Origin of the sequence: Corynebacterium sp. MSK047, assembly GCF_030232285.1 — a bacterium.
Lineage (GTDB): Bacteria > Actinomycetota > Actinomycetes > Mycobacteriales > Mycobacteriaceae > Corynebacterium > Corynebacterium jeikeium_D.
This window is the reverse complement of sequence record NZ_JASPJI010000002.1, coordinates 127,963-147,804: the sequence shown is the minus strand read 5'-3', so window position 1 is coordinate 147,804 and position 19,842 is coordinate 127,963. Positions and strand designations below refer to the sequence as shown.

The window sequence follows — 19,842 nt, the reverse complement described above, 5'->3', positions numbered from 1 at the left end:
TGCGGCCTTTCGATGTGCTCTTTTTCAACAGCAGGCAACCCCATGCCGGTGAGAAAGAGAAAGGCCACATCCCTTTTTGATTGACTTCTTGGGAGTTCCTCCGTGGGTAAACACTCTGCGTCGACGCTGACGCGGGACGCATCAGATGACCAGCCTGATCAGCCTGAGCAGGCGAAGAAGAACAGCATGGTTCTCCCCGCAATTCTGGTGATTGTGGGTTTACTTGTGATGCTGTACCCGGTTGTCTCCACGGCATTGAACAATTACGGCACCTCTAAGGCGGCCAAAGAGTTCGCCAAGTTGGAAAAGTCCGTACCCCAAGAAGTTAAAGATAAACAGTGGGAACGCGCTCATTCTTACAATGAGCGCCAAACCACCGGCCCGATTCTGGACCCGTGGCTTAACGAAGTTAATGACCACAACCCCGAGTACGCCGCTTATCTCGATCAGCTAAACGCTACCGACGTGATGGCGCGTCTGATCTTCCCAGAGATTCAGGCCGACCTGCCGATTTACCACGGCACCAGCGATGAGGTGCTCGCCAAGGGGCTCGGACACCTATACGGATCCGATCTTCCAGTCGGCGGTGTTGGAACCCACTCCATCATTACCGGTCACACCGGACTTACTAACGTAACGCTCTTCGATAACCTGCGGAAAGCAAAAGAGGGAGACGCCTTCTATATCCAGGTCGCAGGTCACAAGCTGAAGTACGAGATTGATCAAATCAAGGTTGTACTTCCGCATGAGACCGATGATCTTCGTCCCATTGAAGGCCAGGACTACATCACCCTCATCACTTGCACTCCTTACGGAATTAACACGCATCGTTTGCTAGTGCGTGGGCACCAAGTGCCGATGGATCCGTCGGAAAGCAAAATCTTCGATCAAACGCACGGAGCTGGATGGCAGTGGTGGATGTATGCCCTGCTTGTAGCGGTACTTGTGCTTGGCACGGGCTTTGCGTGGTGGCTCTGGCGCCAGCGCCTCGACGCCGACGAAGAGCTTGACGACGACGCCGAGAACGCGGACGTCGAGACTGCTGATGGCGACGCAGACAGCGATGGACTCGCTGACGGCAGCGAATCAGCGTCCGAGGATAATAACAACACTTCGTGGTGGGAAAACGACAATGAATAAATCTTTGACATCCACCTGGAACCGGATAGCTGCGTTCTTAGCTGCCTGCGCTCTGGTTTCAGCAATGGGTGCAGTTGGCGCGAATGACGCCAACGCGGCCAGAATTGTTGGGCATCAGGATGCCCCGGGCGTTTCAGCAACGAGCGGCACGGACATTGTGCGCATTACCTTGAGCCCAGGAAACCCGGACGATGATAATTCGCCAGCTTCGGGTTCTATTTCTGGTGTGACCGTCCATCTGGAGCGTCTCAAGGGAGTCTCGCCGTCTAGGCCGCAGGACCGCGAGAAGGTTGAAAAGGCCACTGCCGCTGAGCTTGCTGCGTGGCCGAAAGACCTTCACTTTAGCCAGGTCACTGATGAAAACGGCTCCGTGAAGTTCAGCGATTTGCCGCAGGGTATTTACCTCGTTACCTCGACGGCTCCGAACGACAGCTACCGGGAGATTAATCCCTTCCTAGTATCGGTGCCGTTCTATGGGCTGGATTATGACTCCACTCCGGTAGAGGGAGTCATTGTGGCGAAGTCGCATAAGCCGGGGGAGACGCCACCACCGTCGACACCTCCGACAACTCCGCCGAAGACCCCGCCAACGACGCCGCCGGCAACACCGCCGAAGACTCCACCGACGACGCCGGGCACATCGACTCCGCCGAAGACCCCGCCAACGACGCCGACAACACCGGGTGAACCGGGAACCTCGACGACCCCGTCGACTACCTCCACGCCACCTGATGAGCCGGGGACCTCGACACCTTCGGACTCTTCTGGATCCTCGTCGAGCTCCGGAAGCAGCGGAAGTTCCGGCTCGCTGGCGCTTACCGGTGTACAGGTGGCAGGGCTGGTAGCTCTCGCCGCAGCCCTGATTGGTGGAGGATTCGTCATTATCGCCGCTAGCAGGAAGAACTCAGAAAGTAGGAAGAACTAATGTTTTCGACAACATTCCGCTTGCCGGATTCACTGCGAACTGTGCTTCGCATGTTCTTGGCTGCTTTGCTAGCGGTAGCTCTCGTTGTCAGCGGTCAGGCGTTTGCGCCCAACGCGCCGCAGGCGCAGGCGCAGACGGAGGTCATTCCGACGTCTCCGCCGAAGTATGAGTTTAAGAATATTGATGCTCGCCCCACTCCTGAATACGAGTTCACAATCGATAGGGATGCGACTATTGACAGCCTGCAATTCAACGTTGGTGGGAAAGGATGGATTCAGGGCTATAGTTTGAAAATCAATGGCAGGGCAATCGACCCGCAGATCACTCGTAACGATAGTGCTCGACAGGCGCCACTCGAATTCGTACATAAGGGGTTGAATCAAACGGTAAAGTTGGGCGACAAAGTCACGCTCAGCCTTCACTACACTACCCCGAAAGGAACTGGCGACGTGGCCATAACCCTTCGTGGTACTCCTGACGGCTCCACTGAGCCCACCGAACCGAGTGAGCCAACAGACCCGTCAACGGACCCGACGGAGCCTACCCAGCCGACAGAGCCGACTGAGCCCACCGAGCCAGAGACCCCGGAGCCGGAACCGGGGCCGGGAACGATAACTCCAGCAGAACCGACTCTTGTCGACCCTGCTACTGCACCGGAGTGCGTGGAGAAGGCTTATATCAATATCCCGGATACCAAGGGAGTTGATTACTACCTCAACGCAAAAAAGGCACCCGCCGGACCTCATGTCTATGAGCAGAACAAGCCAGGAACTGTCAAAGTCACTGCTGTGGCGCAGCAAGGTTTTAAGCTTGCCCCGAATGCGCGTACCGAGTGGACTTTCAATCTAAGTGGTGAAGTTAAAAACTGCTCAAATTCCTCCGAAGACCCCAAGCCACCGGCTGTCGAAGGGCGTCACTTTGATGCCATCGGTCACGAGTTTGCAGTTAAAGCTGACCCAGTAGATCCGAAGAAGCCCAATGCCTTTACGGCTAAGGTGACTGAGGAGTCTCACATGAAGTATGCAACGGTGCGTATCGAAACTGACGCGACTTTCTTGGATCCGCAGAAGTACAACCTCACTCTGGATCAAATTGAACCAGGTGTGACTTTGCAGAAGCGCAACGTCAACATTGGCAATGGGTTCATCACTATGGACGTTGTTCCGGTAAAGGACGGCAAACCGGTTGACTCTGCTCTCGTGCCTAAAGATGCAGTGTTTACCTTCACCAATAATCTTTCACAGAACAAGAACCTGAAGGTGACGCTCGACGTGTACGGAGAGAAAAAGAGCACACCAAAACCACCAGAGATTATTACTCCGCCGGATGGAGCTCAGTGGGTTCATGGACGTGTCGCTAACCCGCCGATGCCGCAGCGTTGTGGTCTGCGCATTGCTGTGGTGGCCGACCTGTCCACCTCACTGAATTACGCTGATTCAAATGGCTTTACCGAGTCGAAGCGGGCGGCAAATGCTTTGATTGATTCGTTGGCTGGAACCCCTGCAGAACTGGGTATCTACAACTTCGCGGGTGGAGCGCCACGTGCTGCTAACGGCTCAACCTATGGGCAGAACCCTCCTTACATCTCGTTGCAATCAGAACAAGGTGTAAACCGGGCAAAGAGCATTGTCGCTAATTGGCAAGGCGACGGCTCGACCAACTGGGAGGCAGGCCTCAAGCAGGTCGCGGCAGGAAACTATGACGTGGTGTACTTCATCACCGACGGTATGCCGACATATTCCTCGAAAGCGCCCGGATTAAAACTTGGTGGCGAATTTGTTCAAGAATCTGCCCTTAACCAGGCAATCGACGCAGCAAATGAGCTGAAAGCGGCCGGAACTCGCATCGTCCCGATTATGGTCGACTTGACTGTAGGTGGAACGCATGCTCGGCACACAACTGTTACTCAGGATCTCGTGCTGAAAAATGTACGTTGGTGGAACTCGAATGTATCCAATTCAGAGCCAGGGCTTTATTGGCAGTTCACAAAAAACTACGTGGATGCTGCGAGTTACTTAAAGACGAATACCACGGCAAATTTCGAGCTAGCTTTCAAGGGGGACGGTTTCAGTGTGTTTGAGCGTACCCCGGACGGACGTTGGAATAACATCACGAGAAATCAATCCAAGTGGACCTATGGTCCACGTGGGGTTAAGACCATGGGTGAGGATATTTCCGGTACAGGCGACACCATCCGAGTTGAGCAATACTCCAAGCTCGCCGCGCAGATGAAGCAGATCGGTGAACAACTCGCTTCTCGTTGTAACGGTGTAGTGAAGGTCAAGAAGCGGATTGTCGATGAAAACGGCAAGGTCCTCGAAGACGGCGCCCCAGGTTGGGAGTTCACTCTTTCTGCGAAGAACAATGTCATCAGTTCTGGTAATGGCCCGTTGGTTCATCAGTCGATGAAGGTAACCTCCGGATCTGAATCCGATAAGGGTACTGCATCGTGGAACATTGAAAGCGAGCGTGAGCAGTCGCTGGTTCTGGCTGAAACACAGAAGCAGGGCTTCACTTTGTTCCGCCGCGGTGACACCTTGGATTCCACCGGTGACTTCAACGCCGTATGTACTCAAACCCGCGACGGGAAAACCTCACCTCTCAAGGTGGAGAATGTGGGCGAGTTCGGTTTCCGCGTAAAGATGTCGGAATCCAATAAGGTCCTGTCTTCCATTTCCTGTGTCGTCGATAACTACGAAGCACCGGACACCAAGCCGGGCAAGCTGACCTTGGAAAAGGCAGAGTACGTCGATGGTGAGGGAGTCAAGATTCTACCGGGACTTGGTGGTGCGACCTTCGATATCTACCCCTCGGCAGGTGGTCAGCCAGACCACAGTGGAGGACCGGTCTACACCATCACGCCTGATCAGAAGTCGATTGAAATCACTGAGACTGGCACTTTCTACCTTGTAGAAACGATGGCACCGGCAGGACTTAGCCTGCTGCCAGAGCCAGTAGCTTTTGAAATCTCAATTGACCAGGAGACCAAGGAGTACACCGTCTCAGTGGTAGGTGGCAGCAGCCCGCTTATCAAGGCCGAAGGCTCCGGCGAACTCATGATCATGCAGGTGACCGACACCAAGACCGGTAAGCTGCCAAAGACCGGCGGAAACGGAGTTCTTCTCTGGACACTGTTTGGTGCGGTAATCGCAAGCTGCGGTTGGTTCTGGACTCGCCGCCAGCAGTCCTAATAACAAGAATGGGTTCTGTGCAGTCGCCTGCACAGAACCCATTGGGCAGCACAAAGAACAAGACTCGCGTCCCACCCATCAGGAAGCCCTACGCAAACAAAGCCCTCTTACCAGGGTGAATTAGCGGTGATATAGGAGCCAAGCTGCTGCCCGTTCCCATCGATGATGTTCCAATTAGTCGATACAACGCCAACAGCACCTTTTTCCGGAACCCATACAGGGCCACCGGAATCGCCGCGTTGAGCGTGTACATTCTGAACCTGTAGAGCGTTGTCCTCGATTTGGTATGCCTCTCGATCAGCGGCTAAACCGCAGGTCACTTTCCCCGTAGTGTTTCCGTATATGCAGACTGTCTCACCAGTTTGAACATCTGTTGGGGATATTATTGAGTCACCCGAATACGAATTCTCACCGGCAGTAGCGGGGTCATCAAGCGAAACAACTCCGATATCGTTTCCCGTATCTAGTGAATGGTTATAGGTGGGAGACGGTTGGAATACTCCAATTTTCTGGAAGGTCCCATCCGTCACCGTGTCTCCTTCTTGCCCACAATGACCTGCTGTGTAGATCTGAGAGTTGGTTTTGTCGACGTAGCCAGCTGTACAGACACTGGCTTGTGGCCCATTAGCGTGAACGATAACAACTGGATCACCTTGGTTGATAGTGGCAGCGTAGGCCGGTAGTCCGGTTGTAGCCGTGATGATGGCAGTGACAGTGAAAATCCATGAAGGTCTATTCATGGGGAAATCTGCTCCTCAGTGAGTTGGTCGGTGGCGGCCCAAAAACTGGTTCTGGCGCTTCCAGGTCGCACATTGAAAAGCATTTCCTCTGGTTGATTTTCCTAGAGGGCGAATACGAACGCGCATGGTAAGCGTCCAATCATCCTAAAGATGCGCAAAAACGAAGCTAATCTCGTCGAAAAAGATGGAACTTAAGCGTGCCGGGCAGTTTATATACCCGTTTCGTATCGCGAATATAAGGAAATGTATAAAACTATCAGTTAAGGCAGAACCTACGCTCAACTGAGCAATCATGTGCGATAGCGCTCCAAAAATGGGGTGGCAAAAAGGGCAACGCCTATCGGGGGAGCATGGCTAAACAGCTGCACTAACCAGCAGCAGAGTCGCCGCTGGCACTGTCGCCGTCGTCAAGCGCGGCAACCAAATCGTGGCGCGCACGAGTTCCAACCAGGGCCGGTACTAATCCAACGTCGAAATATGGAATAGTGCCGCAAATTGCACCTTGTTATACAAAGTTGTTGAATTTGTTAGCATTCTGCAGGCAAGTGGGGGCCGCTCGTAACATCAGAACCGTGAATGGCAGGTAAAAACTGCCGTCACGCAGGAGTAATCCAAAAATACAAAAATACCCGGAAGGCTGTGGACAAAAACAAATCAAATCTGCGATCCGGTTATCTAAGAATTTTTTATAACGAAAGCCCTACTAGAGGGGGTCTCACGCAGCTATGTACACCTAGCCGTACTGCAGGTTGCCTGCGGCAGTTATAGCATTGGCGTTGTCCAGACATTTCGTCTACATCACTGAGAATAGGAACGGCACATCATGGCTGACAATGCAAAGAACTCTGCTAAGAACACTCCGGCAACTCAGGCTGGCTCGGATTCTGCGAATAAGGGAACCGGCCACGGCCACACTTCTATCGACGACAGTGTCGTCTCCAAGATTGCAGGCATCGCTACCCGCGAGGTCTCCGGTGTCTATGACCTTGGTGGTGGCATGGATCGCTTCGCTGGTTCCGTCCGTGAGTTTGTCTCCGGCGGCAGCGCCAACGTGTCCCAGGGAATTGCCGTTGAGGTCGGCGAGCGCCAGGCTGCAGTGGACGTCACCATCATTGCTGAGTACGGCGTTGCCATCCATGAGCTGGCAGAGGCTATCCGTCAGAACGTCATTAGCTCCGTTGAGCGTATGACTGGCCTCGAGGTCACTGAAGTCAATGTTGATGTTTCCGATGTTCACACCGACTACCAGACCCCGCAGGAGCGCGAAGAAGAGGCCGCTAAGCAGCGCGAAGAGCAGCGCAAGGCCATCGCGGCTGCTAACGAGCCCAAGGAGCAGCCACGCGTTCAGTAGTTAACAACTATTGCGCGTCGAAGCCGGGCAGGATGGGCAGGTAAGCCCGTAAAAAGGGGAATTTCATGTTCGATAATTACACAAAGACCTTCGCGACGATTGCCGTTGTCCTGTGCTTCGCCGCAATGATTGGTGGTTTCACGGGCTTTCTTGCGGTTATTGCCTTCGGAGGTCTGGCCGGTGCAGCCGGTGCGGTACTCGATGGCAAAATCGACGCGCCCGAGCTCAACCGTAAGTTCAACCGAGGAGGCCGCCGACGGTGACTATCCACGTTCCAGCAACGCGTGGCACCACCGTCGTAAGCGAAAAGGCAATCCGCCGCATCGTAGAGATGGCCGTGCGCGCGGTTCCCGGCACCCTCGACCAATCCCGTGTGCTAGGGCGCGACTATCCAATTGTCTCAATCGACCGTGAGATTGCCCCTAGTTCTGCCACTACAAACGTCGTTAGTGCGGTTCGAGTCGCAGTTCGCGCCGTTGCATCATGGCCGGCGCCGACAGCGGAAATTGCAGTGCGCATTCGGTCCAGCGTTGCCACCTGGCTCGCTGACATGGCCGGACTTGAAAATGTCACCGTCGATGTTGACATCGACAGCGTCGAACCCGGGCACGTGCGTGTCACCAGAGAGGACTTGGCGCACTTTTCAGATCACCCGCAGGTGACACCTGTCCGGGTGAACCAGCAGGTAGTGACTACCCCGCAGGTGCGGTGGGTCCCAGAAGTGCAGTCCATCGCTGTACCGACGCCGCAGCCGGTACGCAGTATTTCAGTACCGCAGCCGCAGTCAGTGCGTAGCATTCAGCCGGTGACACCGCAGCCGGTACGCAGCATTACTCCGCCGCGTCCGCAACGGGTACGCAGTGTCCCAGCACCTGCTCCACAATCGGTGCGCTTCATCACGCCGCCGAAGCCACAACCAGCTGTGGCTATTAAGGCACCAAAGCCGCAACCGGCCCGTCGCATTGTTACGCCGCCGCCGCTGCCAGTGGTTCGCACCTCGGCACCGAAGCCGAAACAGGTGCGTCGCACACCAATTCCACGGCCCATACAGCTGCGAAAGGTCACAGCGCCAAAGCCGTCGTCCTTGGTACAGGTGAGCGTGCCCCGGCAGCCAAATCTGCGTCCAGTACGCGTGCCGTCGCCACGCACAATTAATGTCAAGGCGCCAAGACCAGCGCTACTGCGTCCGGTTAACGTGCCGCGTCCAACTCGGCTGAAACAAGTTCGCGCACCGCGAAAGGAGCAGCTGCGCCCGGTATCCGTGCCGCAACCACGCACCGTGGCGGTAAGCATTCCAGAGCCACGTCCACTGAAAAAGATTGAGGTGACACCCTATGACGCCGACTGAGACGGCTTCGGCCGCGATGGTCTCGGACGAGTCGGTCGAAACTCGCCAGGGACGTGACCCGCGTCAATCGCCAAAGGTCCGCGGGCTAGGAGTTTTCGCTGGTCTGTTGATAATCGCAGTGGCCGTAGTTGCAGGTAGAGAAGCAATTATCAGTGCCAATGGCTCGGGTGGCACCTCATGGTTACAGCCGGTATTCGACTGGTTCAGCAACCCACTGGACTCAGCCGCGTCGTGGGTGCTGCTTCTCGTCGGAATCCTAGCTGCAATCTATGGGCTGGGACAGCTCATCGCAGTGTTTCTTCCTGCCCCGCGTCGGTATGTACGCGTCGATGACGATGGCAACCTGCCAGTGTGGATGCACAAGTCTGACTACCAAGAACTCCACAATGGCACGGCACTTGCTTCCGGAGTTCGCGGCGGATACGAAGGTGATGACAAGTGAAAACATCAGTAAGCGTATTCGACCGAATTGTGTTGTTCCTCTTCTCAGCGCTGTTACTACTGGTAGCAACATGGGCGATTGCTAGCTACCTCGATGTCGCTCCTGCACAGTGGCTTCATGACACCGGGCGGATGGAATCCTGGGGAGAACTACCTGAGCAAAGCTGGTATGCTCCCGTCCTCGGTTTGGTCACAGCGATTTTAGCGGTCGTCGGCTGCATTTTGGTGGTCGCTAATCTGCGCTCGCACCGGTTCAGCACCGTCGCCGCAGCGGAATCACAGGAAAAACTGGGAGAGATTTCGCTGCCGGTCGCCGATGTTGCCGATGCGGTGTGCACCGATCTAGAGCGCAACGCCCACATCAACCAGGCGGATTCACGGGTCTACCGTGATAATGGAATCCCGACCTTAGAAGTGACTGTGGCGATGTCGCCGCAGGCGAGCCTCCCCGCTGTTGTAGCTGCCCTGAAAAACGCGGAGCGTGATATGCGTGATGCCCTAGGTCATGCGGATATCGCCTCGACCTACAAAATCGAACTGGACCGTTAGTCAGCTTCGAGAGGCCACAACCTACAACGGCTAGCTACGTCCCCTGGCCGGAGCGGGCCTAAACAGCTGCAGAGTCGCCGTTGGCGCTGTCGCCGTCGTCAAGCGCGGCAACCAGATCGCGGCGCGCACGGGCGACGCGGGAGCGAATGGTGCCCACACGGCACCCTGCGATTTCCGCGGCCTCCGCGTAGGAGTACCCCAGCACCTGCGTCAGAATGAGTGCCTCGCGGCGTTCCTCCGGCAGCTGCTCCAGCAGCACGCGGGCATCAGCGAGTTCAGACCACGACTCGCCGGTTGTGAACTGCTCGGCAGCGTTTTCCACTTCCATCGCAGACTTCTTTGGGCGCGCCGAATCGTGGCGGACCGAATCCACCCACACACGCCGGGCCAGCGACAACAACCACGTGCGGGCAGAAGAACGCGCCGCAAAGCGGGGAAGTGCCCCCATCACGCGCAGGTACGTCTCCTGCGTTAAATCATCCGCAGCATCAACGCCGCCCAGATGTGCGACCAGACGCCACACGTCCTTCTGGGTCAGCCGCACGAACTCCGTTAGCGCAGCCTGATCACCGCGGCCGGCTTTCAGCGCCAGCTGCGTGATGTATTCGTCATTAGAGACGAGGCGTGCGGGAGTCATGGACATAGCTTAGCAACTTAAAACCTAAAGATAATTCGCCTGGCTGCACGCGGCCTCACCTGCAAAAAGCAGGCGGCGACGCAGCCAGGCGAACTAAGGGCTGAAAAGCTAGAAGCGGATGGCGTCGATGGGCTTGACGCGGACGGCAATCGTGGCCGGGATGATGCCCGCCAGTGCGCCCACGAATGTCGCGACCAGCACGCCGATCACAGCAGCCGTGACGGGGTAGGCCACGGCACCGGTCTCCAGCGGCAACGACAGCATCTTATCCAGCGGCAACTGCTTGACCGTGATGATCGAGGCAATCACGCCAACCACACCCGCCACCGTCGTGGCGACAATCGACTCCAGGAACACAGAGATAAAGATCCTGCCTGCCGACGCGCCCATTGCGCGACGAATACCAATCTCACGAACGCGGTGGCCAATGGTGACAATCGAGACCGTGAGCAGCCCCAACGCACCAAGCGCAATCACAATGCCACCGATAATGCCCAGCGCAGTGGTGATGGTGTTATTCATCTCCTGGGAAATCTGCGTGTCCTTCTCCGACAGGGAGGTATTCACCTTCCAGCTGGGGCCGAGCTCCGCCTGGAAAATGTTGTGCAGCGCCTTCTGGTTCTCCTTCGCGGACTCTTCAGGCGTTGCGACGAGAAGTTGCGGCTCACCCACCTGTCCCTCGTAGCCGGCGTTGAGGAAGGAGTCATAGTGCGTGACAATGCTCGGGGCGTCCCACGAACCCAGGGACTTATACACTCCCACCACGGTGAAGGTAGTGTTGCCGGTTTCCTTCAACCTGAAGGTTGGGTGGTCGGCTAGTGCTGGGTTGCCCAGACTTTCGTAGAACTGGTCGTTGACCACTACGGGGTTCATTAAGCGCTGGCCATCGGCATCTTCCAAACGGCGTCCCTGCACGATGGTGCGGGCGTAGATATCGAACCAGCCCGGGTCAGCGGCGATCAGCTCGGGAGTACCTGGCGAAAAACACTCGTAATCATCTGGAGCGCAGTCATCCATATTTTGCTCGGGAGTCGCTGGCTGCATTCGAACTCGCGACCACAAGTTGGCGTGAGTGGTCTCCACCAGGCGGTGGGTGGCAGCGGAAAAGGCGTCGTTGATAGACCCGTCTGGGTTGATGACGCTCAAATCGTCCGGGCCGTTTCCGCCGGTGCCCTCGCCGCCGAAGCTTCCAAAGCTATCGGCCATTGTGCCGGCGCTGCCGTCACCGCTGAAGCCACCGTCGCCGAAGTTACCGCCTTCCTCGGAATCGGAATTACCCGCTCCGGCCGTCAACGTGACCGTTCCGGCGACACCCGTGCTCTGTGCGGTGACCGCATCCTGAGAGCTGGTGAGAATATTGCCAAGTGCGATAACCGTAGTCATCGCCCACACTGCGGCGGCCACACTGACCAGCGACAGCATGATGCGGCCACGGTTAATGCGCAGCTCATGCCACGCTTCCAGCAGAGCGCCGAGATAAGGCGTTGCTGCATAGAGGAAGGAAGGCCGTGACTTCGATTCGGTTTCATTATTCGTCGTCATCAGCAACCTCCTCGGAGCCGTGCATGACGTTGGCAGCAGATAGCAGGACGGAGTCGGCGTGCAACTGACCGTCGCGAAGCTCAAGCACCCGATCGCCGCGCTCGGCGACCTCTAAATCGTGCGTAATCAGAATCAACGCGGCGTTGTTTTCCGCCGCGACTTCTTCGAGCAGATCCATAACGATTTTCCCGGTGTCGACATCGAGCGCACCGGTGGGCTCATCGGCAAGAATGAGCTGCGGTTGGCGCACGAGCGCGCGGGCAATAGCCACACGCTGCTGTTCACCACCGGAAAGCTGGGAAGGCGTGGCCTCTAGGCGATCGCCCAGGCCGACGCGCTCCAGCATCGCGGCGGCGAGCTCGGTGCGATTCCAGAACTTCTCACCCCGGTCGTACATCAGCGGAACCTCGACGTTTTCCAGCGTGGTGCGGGAGGGGAAGAGGTTGAACTGCTGGAAGATGAATCCCAAATTATCGCCCCGGAGAGCAGCGCGTTTCCTGTCCGACAAGGTGGAAATATCAGTGCCGTCGAACGTGTACGTGCCGAAATCTGGCAAATCGAGCATGCCAATGATGTTCAGCAGCGTTGACTTACCCGAACCGGACTGGCCGACAATGCTGAGGTGCTCACCGCGGGGCACGTCGAGGTCGATGCCTTTCAAAATAGGCAGCTCCTCGCCGTTGGGGAGCGTCACTGTTCGAGTGACTGCGGTCAAACTAAGCATGGCGCGGGCCTACTTTTCAGAGCCAGCGTCATCGCCGGACTCATCGAAGCCGGTGTCACTGCCATCACCAGCGCCGGTGCCAGTGCCGGTGCCGGTGCCGTCGCCGGCGGACTCATCCTTGTAGGACGGCACGTACTCCAAAACCTGCTGGCCTTCCTTCAGGCCGCGCTTGATCTCAATGAAAGTGCCATCGTTGGCGCCCAGCTCAACCTTGATTTTGGTGGGCTTGCCGCCATCCTTAGCTGGAGCGTAGACGACACCTTCGCGGAAGCGTCCCTCCACGGCGGTCACCGGCAGTGCTGGGACCTCCGAGGTGGTGCCGCTGCCAAGAATCAGCGTGGCAGGAACACCTTCGTAGACGGTCTGATCTGCGGGAATATCGCAGCGCAGCTGTGGGCCGCCCGAGGAATTCCCAGCAGCAGCGGCACCCATGCCAGCGCCATCCCCGGCGCCAGTGTTCTGCGAGCCCGCGCTACTTCCCGTGACAGTCTTCACCGAATCACACAAAAATGGTGCCGGGCCGTCAGTGATGGCGAGGCGGCCATTGTTAATCGAGTCTCCCAGCGTGTACAGCTGGCTCGGCTTAATAGGAGCGACGGCGTGGAAGCTGTTCGGAGAAATCGTGCCAATCTCCTGGCCGATCTCAACCGTCTGGCCGATGACGATATCCCACTGCACAGTGCCAGAGGCCTTAGCGGTGATGTTTCCCCAGGTCACGGTGGTTTCGGGAGCGGCGGCTGCGGCGCCTTCTTCATCGGAATCCGCGCCGCCGGAGGTGCTGGCAGTCTCAGATACCGAGGTCTTCTTCACCTGAAGCAGGTTTTGCCCCTCTACGGCGTTGCCGCCGCTGTTGACATAGGCGTCAGTGATTTCGCCGGAAGCGTTGGCGCGGATCACGGTGGGCTCGTCCGGGACGATGGTGGCAGACAGCTTCTGCGTGTTATTGATCCGCTGAGGGGATAGCTCCGTGGTGGGCTGGGAGAAATCACCGGTTGCTTGCGCATAGTCCTCGTCGTTAGCGGGGAAGAATGCGATCTTGAGAAGCGCAACGGTCGCCAGCAACGCCAGCGTGTACTTGAAGACTGTGAGCGCTTTCGCGCCCCTCCCTTGTTTTTTCATGTCTGCAGAAGTATCCGATCAGAATCCAAATTGACAGCGTGGTACGCGTGAAATCCTACCCTTAACCTCCGCGGGCAGTGGTAGTGCTGGCTATACCTTTTATTCAGTGCTAATAGGTATTGCATGAAAGCGCGGTAAGTGCTTTTCGACGGTCATTGCGGGTGGTTTTTTGTGGAGGGAATTTTGCCCTTTTTAGGACCGAGTGTTTGCGGCTGATACAGCGAACCTAATCAGACTAATAATTAAGGCCACATATCAATCGGGGGCGACTAATAGGCGCAATATGAAACTTCGTGTAGGGTGGAGAACGTCAGGGCATGTTGTGACTGTTATCTAGCCCTTGTCTTTAGGAGGAAACGCCCCATGTCGAATCTCTATGAAGGCTCCAATGGTCCGACCACTCGTCTCAACGGTGCGCCGGTTCCTACAGAGCAGCACTCGCTAACCAACGGTCCACAGGGAGGTATTAACCTCCACGATGTCCACCTACTGGAAAAGCTCGCGCACTTCAACCGTGAGCGCATTCCGGAGCGCGTTGTTCACGCTAAGGGCGCAGGTGCTTTCGGTGAGCTGACCGTCACCGAGGATGTCTCCAAGTACACCAAGGCTGCCGTCTTCCAGCCGAACACTGTCACTCCGATGCTGGCGCGATTCTCCACTGTCGCTGGTGAGCAGGGCTCCCCGGATGGTTGGCGTGACGTGCGTGGCTTTTCGCTGAAGTTCTATACCGAAGAGGGCAACCTCGACATCGTGGGCAACAACACTCCAGTGTTCTTTATCCGCGATGGCATTAAGTTCCCGGACTTTATCCACTCTCAGAAGCGCCTGCCTGATACGGGCCTGCGCGATGCCAATATGCAGTGGGATTTCTGGACTGCCTCTCCGGAGTCCGCTCACCAGGTCACCTACTTGATGGGTGACCGTGGTATCCCGAAGGACTTCCGTCATATGGACGGCTTCGGTTCCCACACCTACCAGTGGATTAACGCTGAAGGTGAGCGTTTCTGGGTTAAGTACCACTTTAAGACTCGCCAGGGCTGGGACTTCCTGACGGATGATGAGGCCGCTGAGCTGGTAGGCGAAAACACGGATCACGCTCGCCAGGATCTCTTCGAGGCAATTGAGCGCGGCGACTACCCAACCTGGGACGTCAAGGTGCAGATTATGCCTTACGACGAGGCTGCCGGCTACAAGGTGAACCCGTTCGACCTGACCAAGACCTGGTCGCAGAAGGACTACCCGCTGATTCCGGTCGGTCACTTCACCCTGAACCGCAATCCGGGCAACTTCTTCGCCGAGATTGAGCAGGCCGCATTCGCGCCGTCGAATACCGTGCCGGGTGTCGGCTTCTCCCCGGATAAGATGCTGCTGGCGCGTGTGTTCTCCTACGCTGATGCGCACCGCTACCGTCTTGGTGTCAACCATGACCAGCTGCCGGTGAACCAGCCGCGCTGCCCAGTGAATTCCTTCTCGCAGGATGGCTACGGCACCTACCACTACGCGGACCCGAACCTGCCGGTTCATGGCTCCAACGCCGCTGGACGCGGCCCGGAGGCCGATACTGCGGCTGCGGCCAAGGCCGCTGGCTGCCCAGTGCACTCCGGTCACGCTGGCCAGGTTGATGCTGGTGCCTTTGGTCAGTGGGAGAGCGTGGGCGAAGAGTTCTACGCTGGCGCCTACGTGCAGCACCCTGAGGATGATGACTTCTCGCAGGCAGGCGACCTTGTCCGCAACGTGATGGACGATGCCGAGCGTGATCGTTTGGCAAACAACATCGTCGGCGCCATGCAGGGTGTTTCCCCAGAGGTGGAGCAGCGTGTCTACCAGTACTGGACCAACGTTGATTCCTGGCTCGGTGCCGAGGTGGAAAAGCGCTTCAAGGCAACGAAGTAAAGCAGCCGCGCAGTAGCTCAAAGTAGATAGAAAAGCGTTAGCCCTGCAGATGGTTTGACCAGCTGCAGGGCTAACGCTTTATTTAATAATTCTGTCTGTGCATGACAGCCACGGGCTTGGTGGTTGCCTGCACGCCGACCCGGTTTGGGCGGCTAAGGAACAACCCTAAGTGTGAGCTGTTTTAGGCTCCGATGCCCGGCAGGCTGAAAAGCGACTTTGGAGCAGCTGCAGTCTCGTCAGCCTCTTCGGCGGACTCGGCCTCGGCAGCTTCTTTGCCCTTTTCGACAGCCCCAGCAACGCTGTCAGTCTTGACAGCGTCGCCGCTAGCGGAGTTGTCATTGTGGGTGGACCGATCGTTCGTGATGCCGATGTCCATGAAGTCGCGGCCGAACGGAGCGTTCCAGTCACCGGTTTCTAGGAGGGTCAAATCACCATCGATGGTCGGGTTAATCTCGAAGGTGACGTTGACGGTCGGGCCGGAAGGCATTGCTTCCAGAACCTCAACGATAGGAGTGACGTCCATTTTTGGTGTTCCTTTAGACAGTAAAGAAATGAAAAATATCGGTTTTAACTGAACAATAAACCGCAGTCTTTATTAGAGACTCGCGGTTTATTGTGTCAAGGATTGGCAGAGTTATTGTCCTGCCATGAAGCCCGGGAGCTTAGCCTTTGGATCCGATGCCAGAAATCTGCGGGTTCAGGAATTCGAACTTACGCTGATCGGACTTGTCGACAGTGGTCTCCGGGTTCAGGAAGTCGGAGACGGTGGTGGACTCGTGGGTGGAGTTGTCGTCGGTGACGGAGATGTCCAGGAAGTCGTTACCGAACGGCAGGTTCAGGTCGCCACCGACGTTAGCGAAGTTGACGTCGTTGCCAGCCAGCTGCTCGAAAGCCGGCAGCGGGCTCTCGACGGTGACGGCCGGAAGGGCTTCGAGGATGGTTGCGATATCTTCTGCGGAGCAGGACATGAGAAAATCCTTAGGTTCTCGGGGGTAAAGATTTTGAGTCGCTCTTGGCGAACTCACAGAAATTAAGTTAACCGATGGGGCAAGGGGCTGCAATGAAAAAATAAGTGCCTCGATCCGCTTCCGGTCGGTTGCGTCCCTCAAAGCTCGCTCAAATTCGCCTAAAAATATTGGAAAGAGGGCGGTTTGGTGGTGTCTGTGACGACTCCGGCCTCTGCCTGAATATCGGATGACAAAAGCGTTGTTTTCTTAAAATTTACCGGGATTGCATTGATTGTTTTGTTCTTGGTGTCACAAAGGTGCAGGCAAACGGCAAATTCATCAAAAATGATGATTAAGGGTTCCCTAAGTAAGGGTAACCAAACATTAGTAAATGGCAAAAACTGCCGCTCAATTTAGGGGCATAAACGGGGTTAACGAGCGGGCCATAGCCCATGAGAGGTACATCACATTGTGGGAGGCCAAAAGTGTGGGGAAATATACCCCCTTTTGGGTAGGCCGGGTGGCCTAAAGGGGGTGTCGGAGCGCGCTGAGGGGTCGCTGTGAAACTGGCCGCTAACGGTGTGTTCAGGACGTTTCCCGCGCCGCTAGCTACCGCTCCGGGACGTAGTCCTCAGCGGAGCCGTCACGGGCACCCAGCACCGCGCGTCCAAGTACTTCGGAGGCGACGGTAGCGACGACCAGAACAGCAACAATGGCCAGAATGGCCGTGAGGGTTTTGCCCCACGTCAGATCGCCCTGGTCGGCCTCTAAGACCAAGTTGGCAATCACCAGCGCGGGGATGCCCACCATGATTCCGGCCGAAAGCTGGTTCAACCGGCTCAGGGCATCTTTAGAGCGCCACATGGCCACACCCGCCAGAAGCAGGTACAAAGATCCACCAATGACCAGCATGGCAAACAAGATAGTTACAAGGATTGAAGCGATACTCATAGTGCGATTCGTCCTTAATCGGTCTTAGCGGCGGCCACGGGAAATAACTCGGGCCAGGCCCACGGTCGACAAAATGCCAAGCAAGCCCGCCAGCATTGCAATATCGAAAGTAATGGCCGTAGTCCGCAGCATGGCAGTTGTGAGGAACACTCCCACCATGGGGTAGAAGGCGGCGTCGGAAAGCACTGCGCGTGAGACATTGCCCTTGACCCGGAAGATCAGCACCACGCCCACAAGCAGCGCCACTGAACACAGAGCAATGCCAATGCCGCTAATTACCTGTACTGCGGTGGGATCGATCAATGTGTCATTCATGAGCGTGCTCCTTTGTCTTCGCCATTGGAGGCAATGCCATCCGGCAGTGGCAGACCATGGTCGACCTCAGCGGCAACACCGACGACGGCATCCGGGTCAATGAACTGGTCTGCGTTGTATTCCTCGAAGACGAACGCCTTCGGGCGGGGGACATCGCGGAGGCGGGGGACGAGGTGCTCCTCCATGTCGTAGAGGGAGTCGTACAGCGCGTCCAGGTCGGCACCGAAGATCGCGTGGATGATAAACAACCGTCCCGCATCGGTTTCACGGACGCCGCAGACCAGCGTGCCCGGGGTCATGGTGATGGACTCAGCAAAGAGAGTGACCTCAAGGTCAGACTTCACACGCAGCGGCAGTCCAATGAGCACCGGCTGCTGCTTCTGGTTCGGGCGCAGAGTATCGAGCACCACGTCCGTCGCAGCCACAACAACCTGCCAGACCAGCCATAGGGAATAGCGGATAACATGCAGAAACTTCATCAGTAAATACCTCCGATGGCGTTTTCAACTCCGCCGAGAGTCGCCTCGCGGTAGCCATCAATATTCAGCAGCGCATCGGCCGCGCCGGTGGTCGCCCAAGTGACGGCGCCGACCGCGACGAACATGGCCACAGAAACAATTGCCAGCATGGCGGACGGCGCAACCAGCGTTCCCGGAACACGAACCGAATCATCCACGCCCTGCATGGGTCGGCCCCAGAAGACCGCGCGCCACAGGCGAATCATGGCCAGCAGCGAGCCCAGTGAGGCAACGATGATTGCGGTAATCGCAACAATCGAGCGGGCATCGCCAGTAGCGGCAGAGGCAAAGACAATGCCCACCTTGCCCCACACGCCGGAAAACGGTGGGAAGCCCACAATGGAGAAACTCATTGCCGCCATCACCCAGGCAACCGCCTGGTCGCGGCGAGCAAGCCCCGAAAGCCTAGAGAGCGTACCCGTACCGTAGGTCTCTTCCACCGCGCCGGAGCCCAGAATGAGGGCGCCGACAGTCACCATGTGGTGGATTGCGTAGAAAATACCCGCAGCCAGGGCAGCCTTGGCGCCGCCCCCGTCGTTAGCGTCCGTGAACGCCAGCACAATCAGAATGAACGGCATACCCGTGACCATCTGGTAGGCCAGCACCTCACGCATGGTGTTCTCCGCAAGCCCAGCAAACGCGCCGACCAGCATCGAGATCGCCATGATGATAATGATCGGCCAGTGCCAGGAGGGATTCATGCCCACAATCACGACGTAAATGCGGAAGAGCATGTACACCGCAACCTTCGTATGCACCGCAGAGAACAGTGCCATCACCGCAGGGCTTGTCGACGGGTACGTCCTCGGCAGCCATGTGTGCGCCGGAACCAAACCAGCCTTCACGCACAGCGCAATGATGACAATGCCGAGTGCGACCACACCCGTGCCGCCAGGGCCGCCCTCACTGGCCATGTCCGCCAGCATTGCGATGTTCACATTGCCCGCCGAGCCGTAAATCAGCGCGACACCAATCAGCAGCACCGTGGAGGTCAAGAGGTTGACCAGCACGAAGCTACGACCAGCAGCCAGGCGGTGCCAGGTACCGGTGACCGCAATTAGGCCGTAGGAGGGCAGCAGCATGACCTCCATGAACACGAAGAAGTTGAACAGGTCGGCAGTCAGGAAAGCACCCGACATACCGGACAGCATCATCAGTGTCAGGGAGGGGAAGAACCGCGAAGTGTTTTCACCCGCGACGTGGGCGAACCAGTTACCGATGGCAACCACAGCTGCGGCCACACCCAGCATCAGCATGGAGAACGTGTCCGCCAAGAAAGGAATCGAGATACCACCGGGGAACGCGCCCACACCGTGGCCGACCGGGCCGTTTTCAGCGACGTAGAACATCATCCAAAACGCAGCCAGCGACGACAGTGCCGGAACGGCGATGCCCATCGTCGCGCGCATCCACAGCTTCGGCAGGATGGCTGCGACCGCCGACAGAATCAGCGGCAGTGCCGCAAACAGCGGCAGTAGCGAAGACAGAGTTGAAGGAGACATTGCAGAGGC

The 19,842-nt window shown here is 57.0% G+C and carries 20 protein-coding genes; 9 read left to right on the top strand and 11 right to left on the bottom strand.

The features are described 5' to 3' along the window. Positions 1 to 126 precede the first annotated feature (126 nt). From QP981_RS01435 to QP981_RS01425, 3 genes are read left to right on the top strand one after another with little or no spacing between them, the layout of a single operon-like run. Positions 127 to 1,140 (top strand): class C sortase, encoded by a 1,014-nt coding sequence (locus tag QP981_RS01435; RefSeq protein WP_284857319.1) that lies wholly within the window; start codon positions 127 to 129, stop codon positions 1,138 to 1,140. Then, positions 1,133 to 2,065 carry an isopeptide-forming domain-containing protein gene (locus QP981_RS01430; RefSeq protein ID WP_049181738.1) on the top strand — a complete coding sequence of 311 codons (933 nt, stop codon included), beginning with the start codon at positions 1,133 to 1,135 and terminating at the stop codon, positions 2,063 to 2,065. Before QP981_RS01435 ends, QP981_RS01430 begins: the two co-directional genes overlap by 8 nt. Continuing rightward, entirely contained in the window at positions 2,065 to 5,256 is a 3,192-nt protein-coding gene (locus QP981_RS01425; protein WP_049181735.1) for an LPXTG cell wall anchor domain-containing protein, read from the top strand. Before QP981_RS01430 ends, QP981_RS01425 begins: the two co-directional genes overlap by 1 nt. Before the next feature lie 107 nt (positions 5,257 to 5,363). On the opposite strand, the gene QP981_RS01420 is transcribed toward QP981_RS01425, so the two are convergent. Further along, positions 5,364 to 5,996, bottom strand: coding sequence for a trypsin-like serine protease (locus QP981_RS01420; RefSeq protein WP_049181734.1), 633 nt, complete (start codon positions 5,994 to 5,996; stop codon positions 5,364 to 5,366). Positions 5,997 to 6,819: 823 nt separating this feature from the next. On the opposite strand from QP981_RS01420, the gene QP981_RS01415 reads away from it, so the two are divergent. The 5 genes from QP981_RS01415 (at position 6,820) to QP981_RS01395 (ending at position 9,685) form a co-directional block, all read left to right on the top strand. Then, complete coding sequence (locus tag QP981_RS01415; RefSeq protein ID WP_049181732.1) at positions 6,820 to 7,347, top strand: Asp23/Gls24 family envelope stress response protein; 528 nt, start codon at positions 6,820 to 6,822, stop codon at positions 7,345 to 7,347. A 65-nt stretch (positions 7,348 to 7,412) separates the two neighbouring features. Then, entirely contained in the window at positions 7,413 to 7,610 is a 198-nt protein-coding gene (locus QP981_RS01410; protein ID WP_005511694.1) for a hypothetical protein, read from the top strand. Continuing rightward, positions 7,607 to 8,695, top strand: coding sequence for an Asp23/Gls24 family envelope stress response protein (locus QP981_RS01405; protein ID WP_284857313.1), 1,089 nt, complete (start codon positions 7,607 to 7,609; stop codon positions 8,693 to 8,695). The genes QP981_RS01410 and QP981_RS01405 overlap by 4 nt, the downstream gene beginning before the upstream one ends. Continuing rightward, positions 8,682 to 9,137 carry a hypothetical protein gene (locus tag QP981_RS01400; RefSeq protein ID WP_284857312.1) on the top strand — a complete coding sequence of 152 codons (456 nt, stop codon included), beginning with the start codon at positions 8,682 to 8,684 and terminating at the stop codon, positions 9,135 to 9,137. The genes QP981_RS01405 and QP981_RS01400 overlap by 14 nt, the downstream gene beginning before the upstream one ends. After that, entirely contained in the window at positions 9,134 to 9,685 is a 552-nt protein-coding gene (locus QP981_RS01395; RefSeq protein WP_284857311.1) for an alkaline shock response membrane anchor protein AmaP, read from the top strand. The genes QP981_RS01400 and QP981_RS01395 overlap by 4 nt, the downstream gene beginning before the upstream one ends. 58 nt (positions 9,686 to 9,743) lie before the next feature. Here the strand turns inward: QP981_RS01395 and QP981_RS01390 are convergent, their stop codons facing one another. The 4 genes from QP981_RS01390 to QP981_RS01375 all read right to left on the bottom strand — a co-directional run bounded on the left by QP981_RS01390 (position 9,744) and on the right by QP981_RS01375 (position 13,707). Next, positions 9,744 to 10,328, bottom strand: a complete 585-nt coding sequence (locus tag QP981_RS01390) for an RNA polymerase sigma factor (RefSeq protein WP_172954594.1) — start codon at positions 10,326 to 10,328, stop codon at positions 9,744 to 9,746. A gap of 102 nt (positions 10,329 to 10,430) precedes the next feature. Then, positions 10,431 to 11,864, bottom strand: coding sequence for an ABC transporter permease (locus tag QP981_RS01385; protein WP_070858334.1), 1,434 nt, complete (start codon positions 11,862 to 11,864; stop codon positions 10,431 to 10,433). Beyond that, positions 11,851 to 12,588, bottom strand: a complete 738-nt coding sequence (locus QP981_RS01380; protein ID WP_070644176.1) for an ABC transporter ATP-binding protein — start codon at positions 12,586 to 12,588, stop codon at positions 11,851 to 11,853. The genes QP981_RS01385 and QP981_RS01380 overlap by 14 nt, the downstream gene beginning before the upstream one ends. A gap of 9 nt (positions 12,589 to 12,597) precedes the next feature. Further along, entirely contained in the window at positions 12,598 to 13,707 is a 1,110-nt protein-coding gene (locus tag QP981_RS01375) for an efflux RND transporter periplasmic adaptor subunit (protein WP_258225596.1), read from the bottom strand. A gap of 363 nt (positions 13,708 to 14,070) precedes the next feature. Between QP981_RS01375 and QP981_RS01370 the strand changes: the two genes are divergently transcribed. Next, positions 14,071 to 15,600 (top strand): catalase, encoded by a 1,530-nt coding sequence (locus tag QP981_RS01370; protein ID WP_284857310.1) that lies wholly within the window; start codon positions 14,071 to 14,073, stop codon positions 15,598 to 15,600. A gap of 181 nt (positions 15,601 to 15,781) precedes the next feature. Here QP981_RS01370 and QP981_RS01365 read toward each other — a convergent pair whose 3' ends face one another. The 6 genes from QP981_RS01365 to QP981_RS01340 all read right to left on the bottom strand — a co-directional run bounded on the left by QP981_RS01365 (position 15,782) and on the right by QP981_RS01340 (position 19,833). Then, entirely contained in the window at positions 15,782 to 16,123 is a 342-nt protein-coding gene (locus QP981_RS01365) for a hypothetical protein (RefSeq protein ID WP_284857309.1), read from the bottom strand. A gap of 139 nt (positions 16,124 to 16,262) precedes the next feature. Next, positions 16,263 to 16,568 carry a hypothetical protein gene (locus tag QP981_RS01360; protein WP_284857308.1) on the bottom strand — a complete coding sequence of 102 codons (306 nt, stop codon included), beginning with the start codon at positions 16,566 to 16,568 and terminating at the stop codon, positions 16,263 to 16,265. 588 nt (positions 16,569 to 17,156) lie between these two features. Further along, positions 17,157 to 17,498 (bottom strand): monovalent cation/H(+) antiporter subunit G, encoded by a 342-nt coding sequence (locus tag QP981_RS01355; RefSeq protein WP_284857307.1) that lies wholly within the window; start codon positions 17,496 to 17,498, stop codon positions 17,157 to 17,159. Positions 17,499 to 17,522: 24 nt separating this feature from the next. Continuing rightward, complete coding sequence (locus QP981_RS01350; RefSeq protein ID WP_005511667.1) at positions 17,523 to 17,813, bottom strand: monovalent cation/H+ antiporter complex subunit F; 291 nt, start codon at positions 17,811 to 17,813, stop codon at positions 17,523 to 17,525. Beyond that, positions 17,810 to 18,292 carry a Na+/H+ antiporter subunit E gene (locus QP981_RS01345; RefSeq protein WP_016421915.1) on the bottom strand — a complete coding sequence of 161 codons (483 nt, stop codon included), beginning with the start codon at positions 18,290 to 18,292 and terminating at the stop codon, positions 17,810 to 17,812. Before QP981_RS01345 ends, QP981_RS01350 begins: the two co-directional genes overlap by 4 nt. Then, on the bottom strand, positions 18,292 to 19,833 hold the full coding sequence (locus tag QP981_RS01340) for a monovalent cation/H+ antiporter subunit D family protein (RefSeq protein WP_284857306.1): 1,542 nt from the start codon (positions 19,831 to 19,833) through the stop codon (positions 18,292 to 18,294). The genes QP981_RS01345 and QP981_RS01340 overlap by 1 nt, the downstream gene beginning before the upstream one ends. Positions 19,834 to 19,842: the final 9 nt, after the last annotated feature.

Excerpts from the sequence above, each read along its gene's own strand:
- QP981_RS01430 (WP_049181738.1), top strand. The coding sequence starts at position 1,133 with ATGAATAAATCTTTGACATCCACCTGGAACCGGATAGCTGCGTTCTTA.
- QP981_RS01425 (WP_049181735.1), top strand. The coding sequence starts at position 2,065 with ATGTTTTCGACAACATTCCGCTTGCCGGATTCACTGCGAACTGTGCTT.
- QP981_RS01420 (WP_049181734.1), bottom strand. The coding sequence starts at position 5,996 with ATGAATAGACCTTCATGGATTTTCACTGTCACTGCCATCATCACGGCT.
- QP981_RS01415 (WP_049181732.1), top strand. The coding sequence starts at position 6,820 with ATGGCTGACAATGCAAAGAACTCTGCTAAGAACACTCCGGCAACTCAG.
- QP981_RS01410 (WP_005511694.1), top strand. The coding sequence starts at position 7,413 with ATGTTCGATAATTACACAAAGACCTTCGCGACGATTGCCGTTGTCCTG.
- QP981_RS01400 (WP_284857312.1), top strand. The coding sequence starts at position 8,682 with ATGACGCCGACTGAGACGGCTTCGGCCGCGATGGTCTCGGACGAGTCG.
- QP981_RS01390 (WP_172954594.1), bottom strand. The coding sequence starts at position 10,328 with ATGTCCATGACTCCCGCACGCCTCGTCTCTAATGACGAATACATCACG.
- QP981_RS01385 (WP_070858334.1), bottom strand. The coding sequence starts at position 11,864 with ATGACGACGAATAATGAAACCGAATCGAAGTCACGGCCTTCCTTCCTC.
- QP981_RS01380 (WP_070644176.1), bottom strand. The coding sequence starts at position 12,588 with ATGCTTAGTTTGACCGCAGTCACTCGAACAGTGACGCTCCCCAACGGC.
- QP981_RS01375 (WP_258225596.1), bottom strand. The coding sequence starts at position 13,707 with ATGAAAAAACAAGGGAGGGGCGCGAAAGCGCTCACAGTCTTCAAGTAC.
- QP981_RS01370 (WP_284857310.1), top strand. The coding sequence starts at position 14,071 with ATGTCGAATCTCTATGAAGGCTCCAATGGTCCGACCACTCGTCTCAAC.
- QP981_RS01365 (WP_284857309.1), bottom strand. The coding sequence starts at position 16,123 with ATGGACGTCACTCCTATCGTTGAGGTTCTGGAAGCAATGCCTTCCGGC.
- QP981_RS01360 (WP_284857308.1), bottom strand. The coding sequence starts at position 16,568 with ATGTCCTGCTCCGCAGAAGATATCGCAACCATCCTCGAAGCCCTTCCG.
- QP981_RS01355 (WP_284857307.1), bottom strand. The coding sequence starts at position 17,498 with ATGAGTATCGCTTCAATCCTTGTAACTATCTTGTTTGCCATGCTGGTC.
- QP981_RS01350 (WP_005511667.1), bottom strand. The coding sequence starts at position 17,813 with ATGAATGACACATTGATCGATCCCACCGCAGTACAGGTAATTAGCGGC.
- QP981_RS01345 (WP_016421915.1), bottom strand. The coding sequence starts at position 18,292 with ATGAAGTTTCTGCATGTTATCCGCTATTCCCTATGGCTGGTCTGGCAG.
- QP981_RS01340 (WP_284857306.1), bottom strand. The coding sequence starts at position 19,833 with ATGTCTCCTTCAACTCTGTCTTCGCTACTGCCGCTGTTTGCGGCACTG.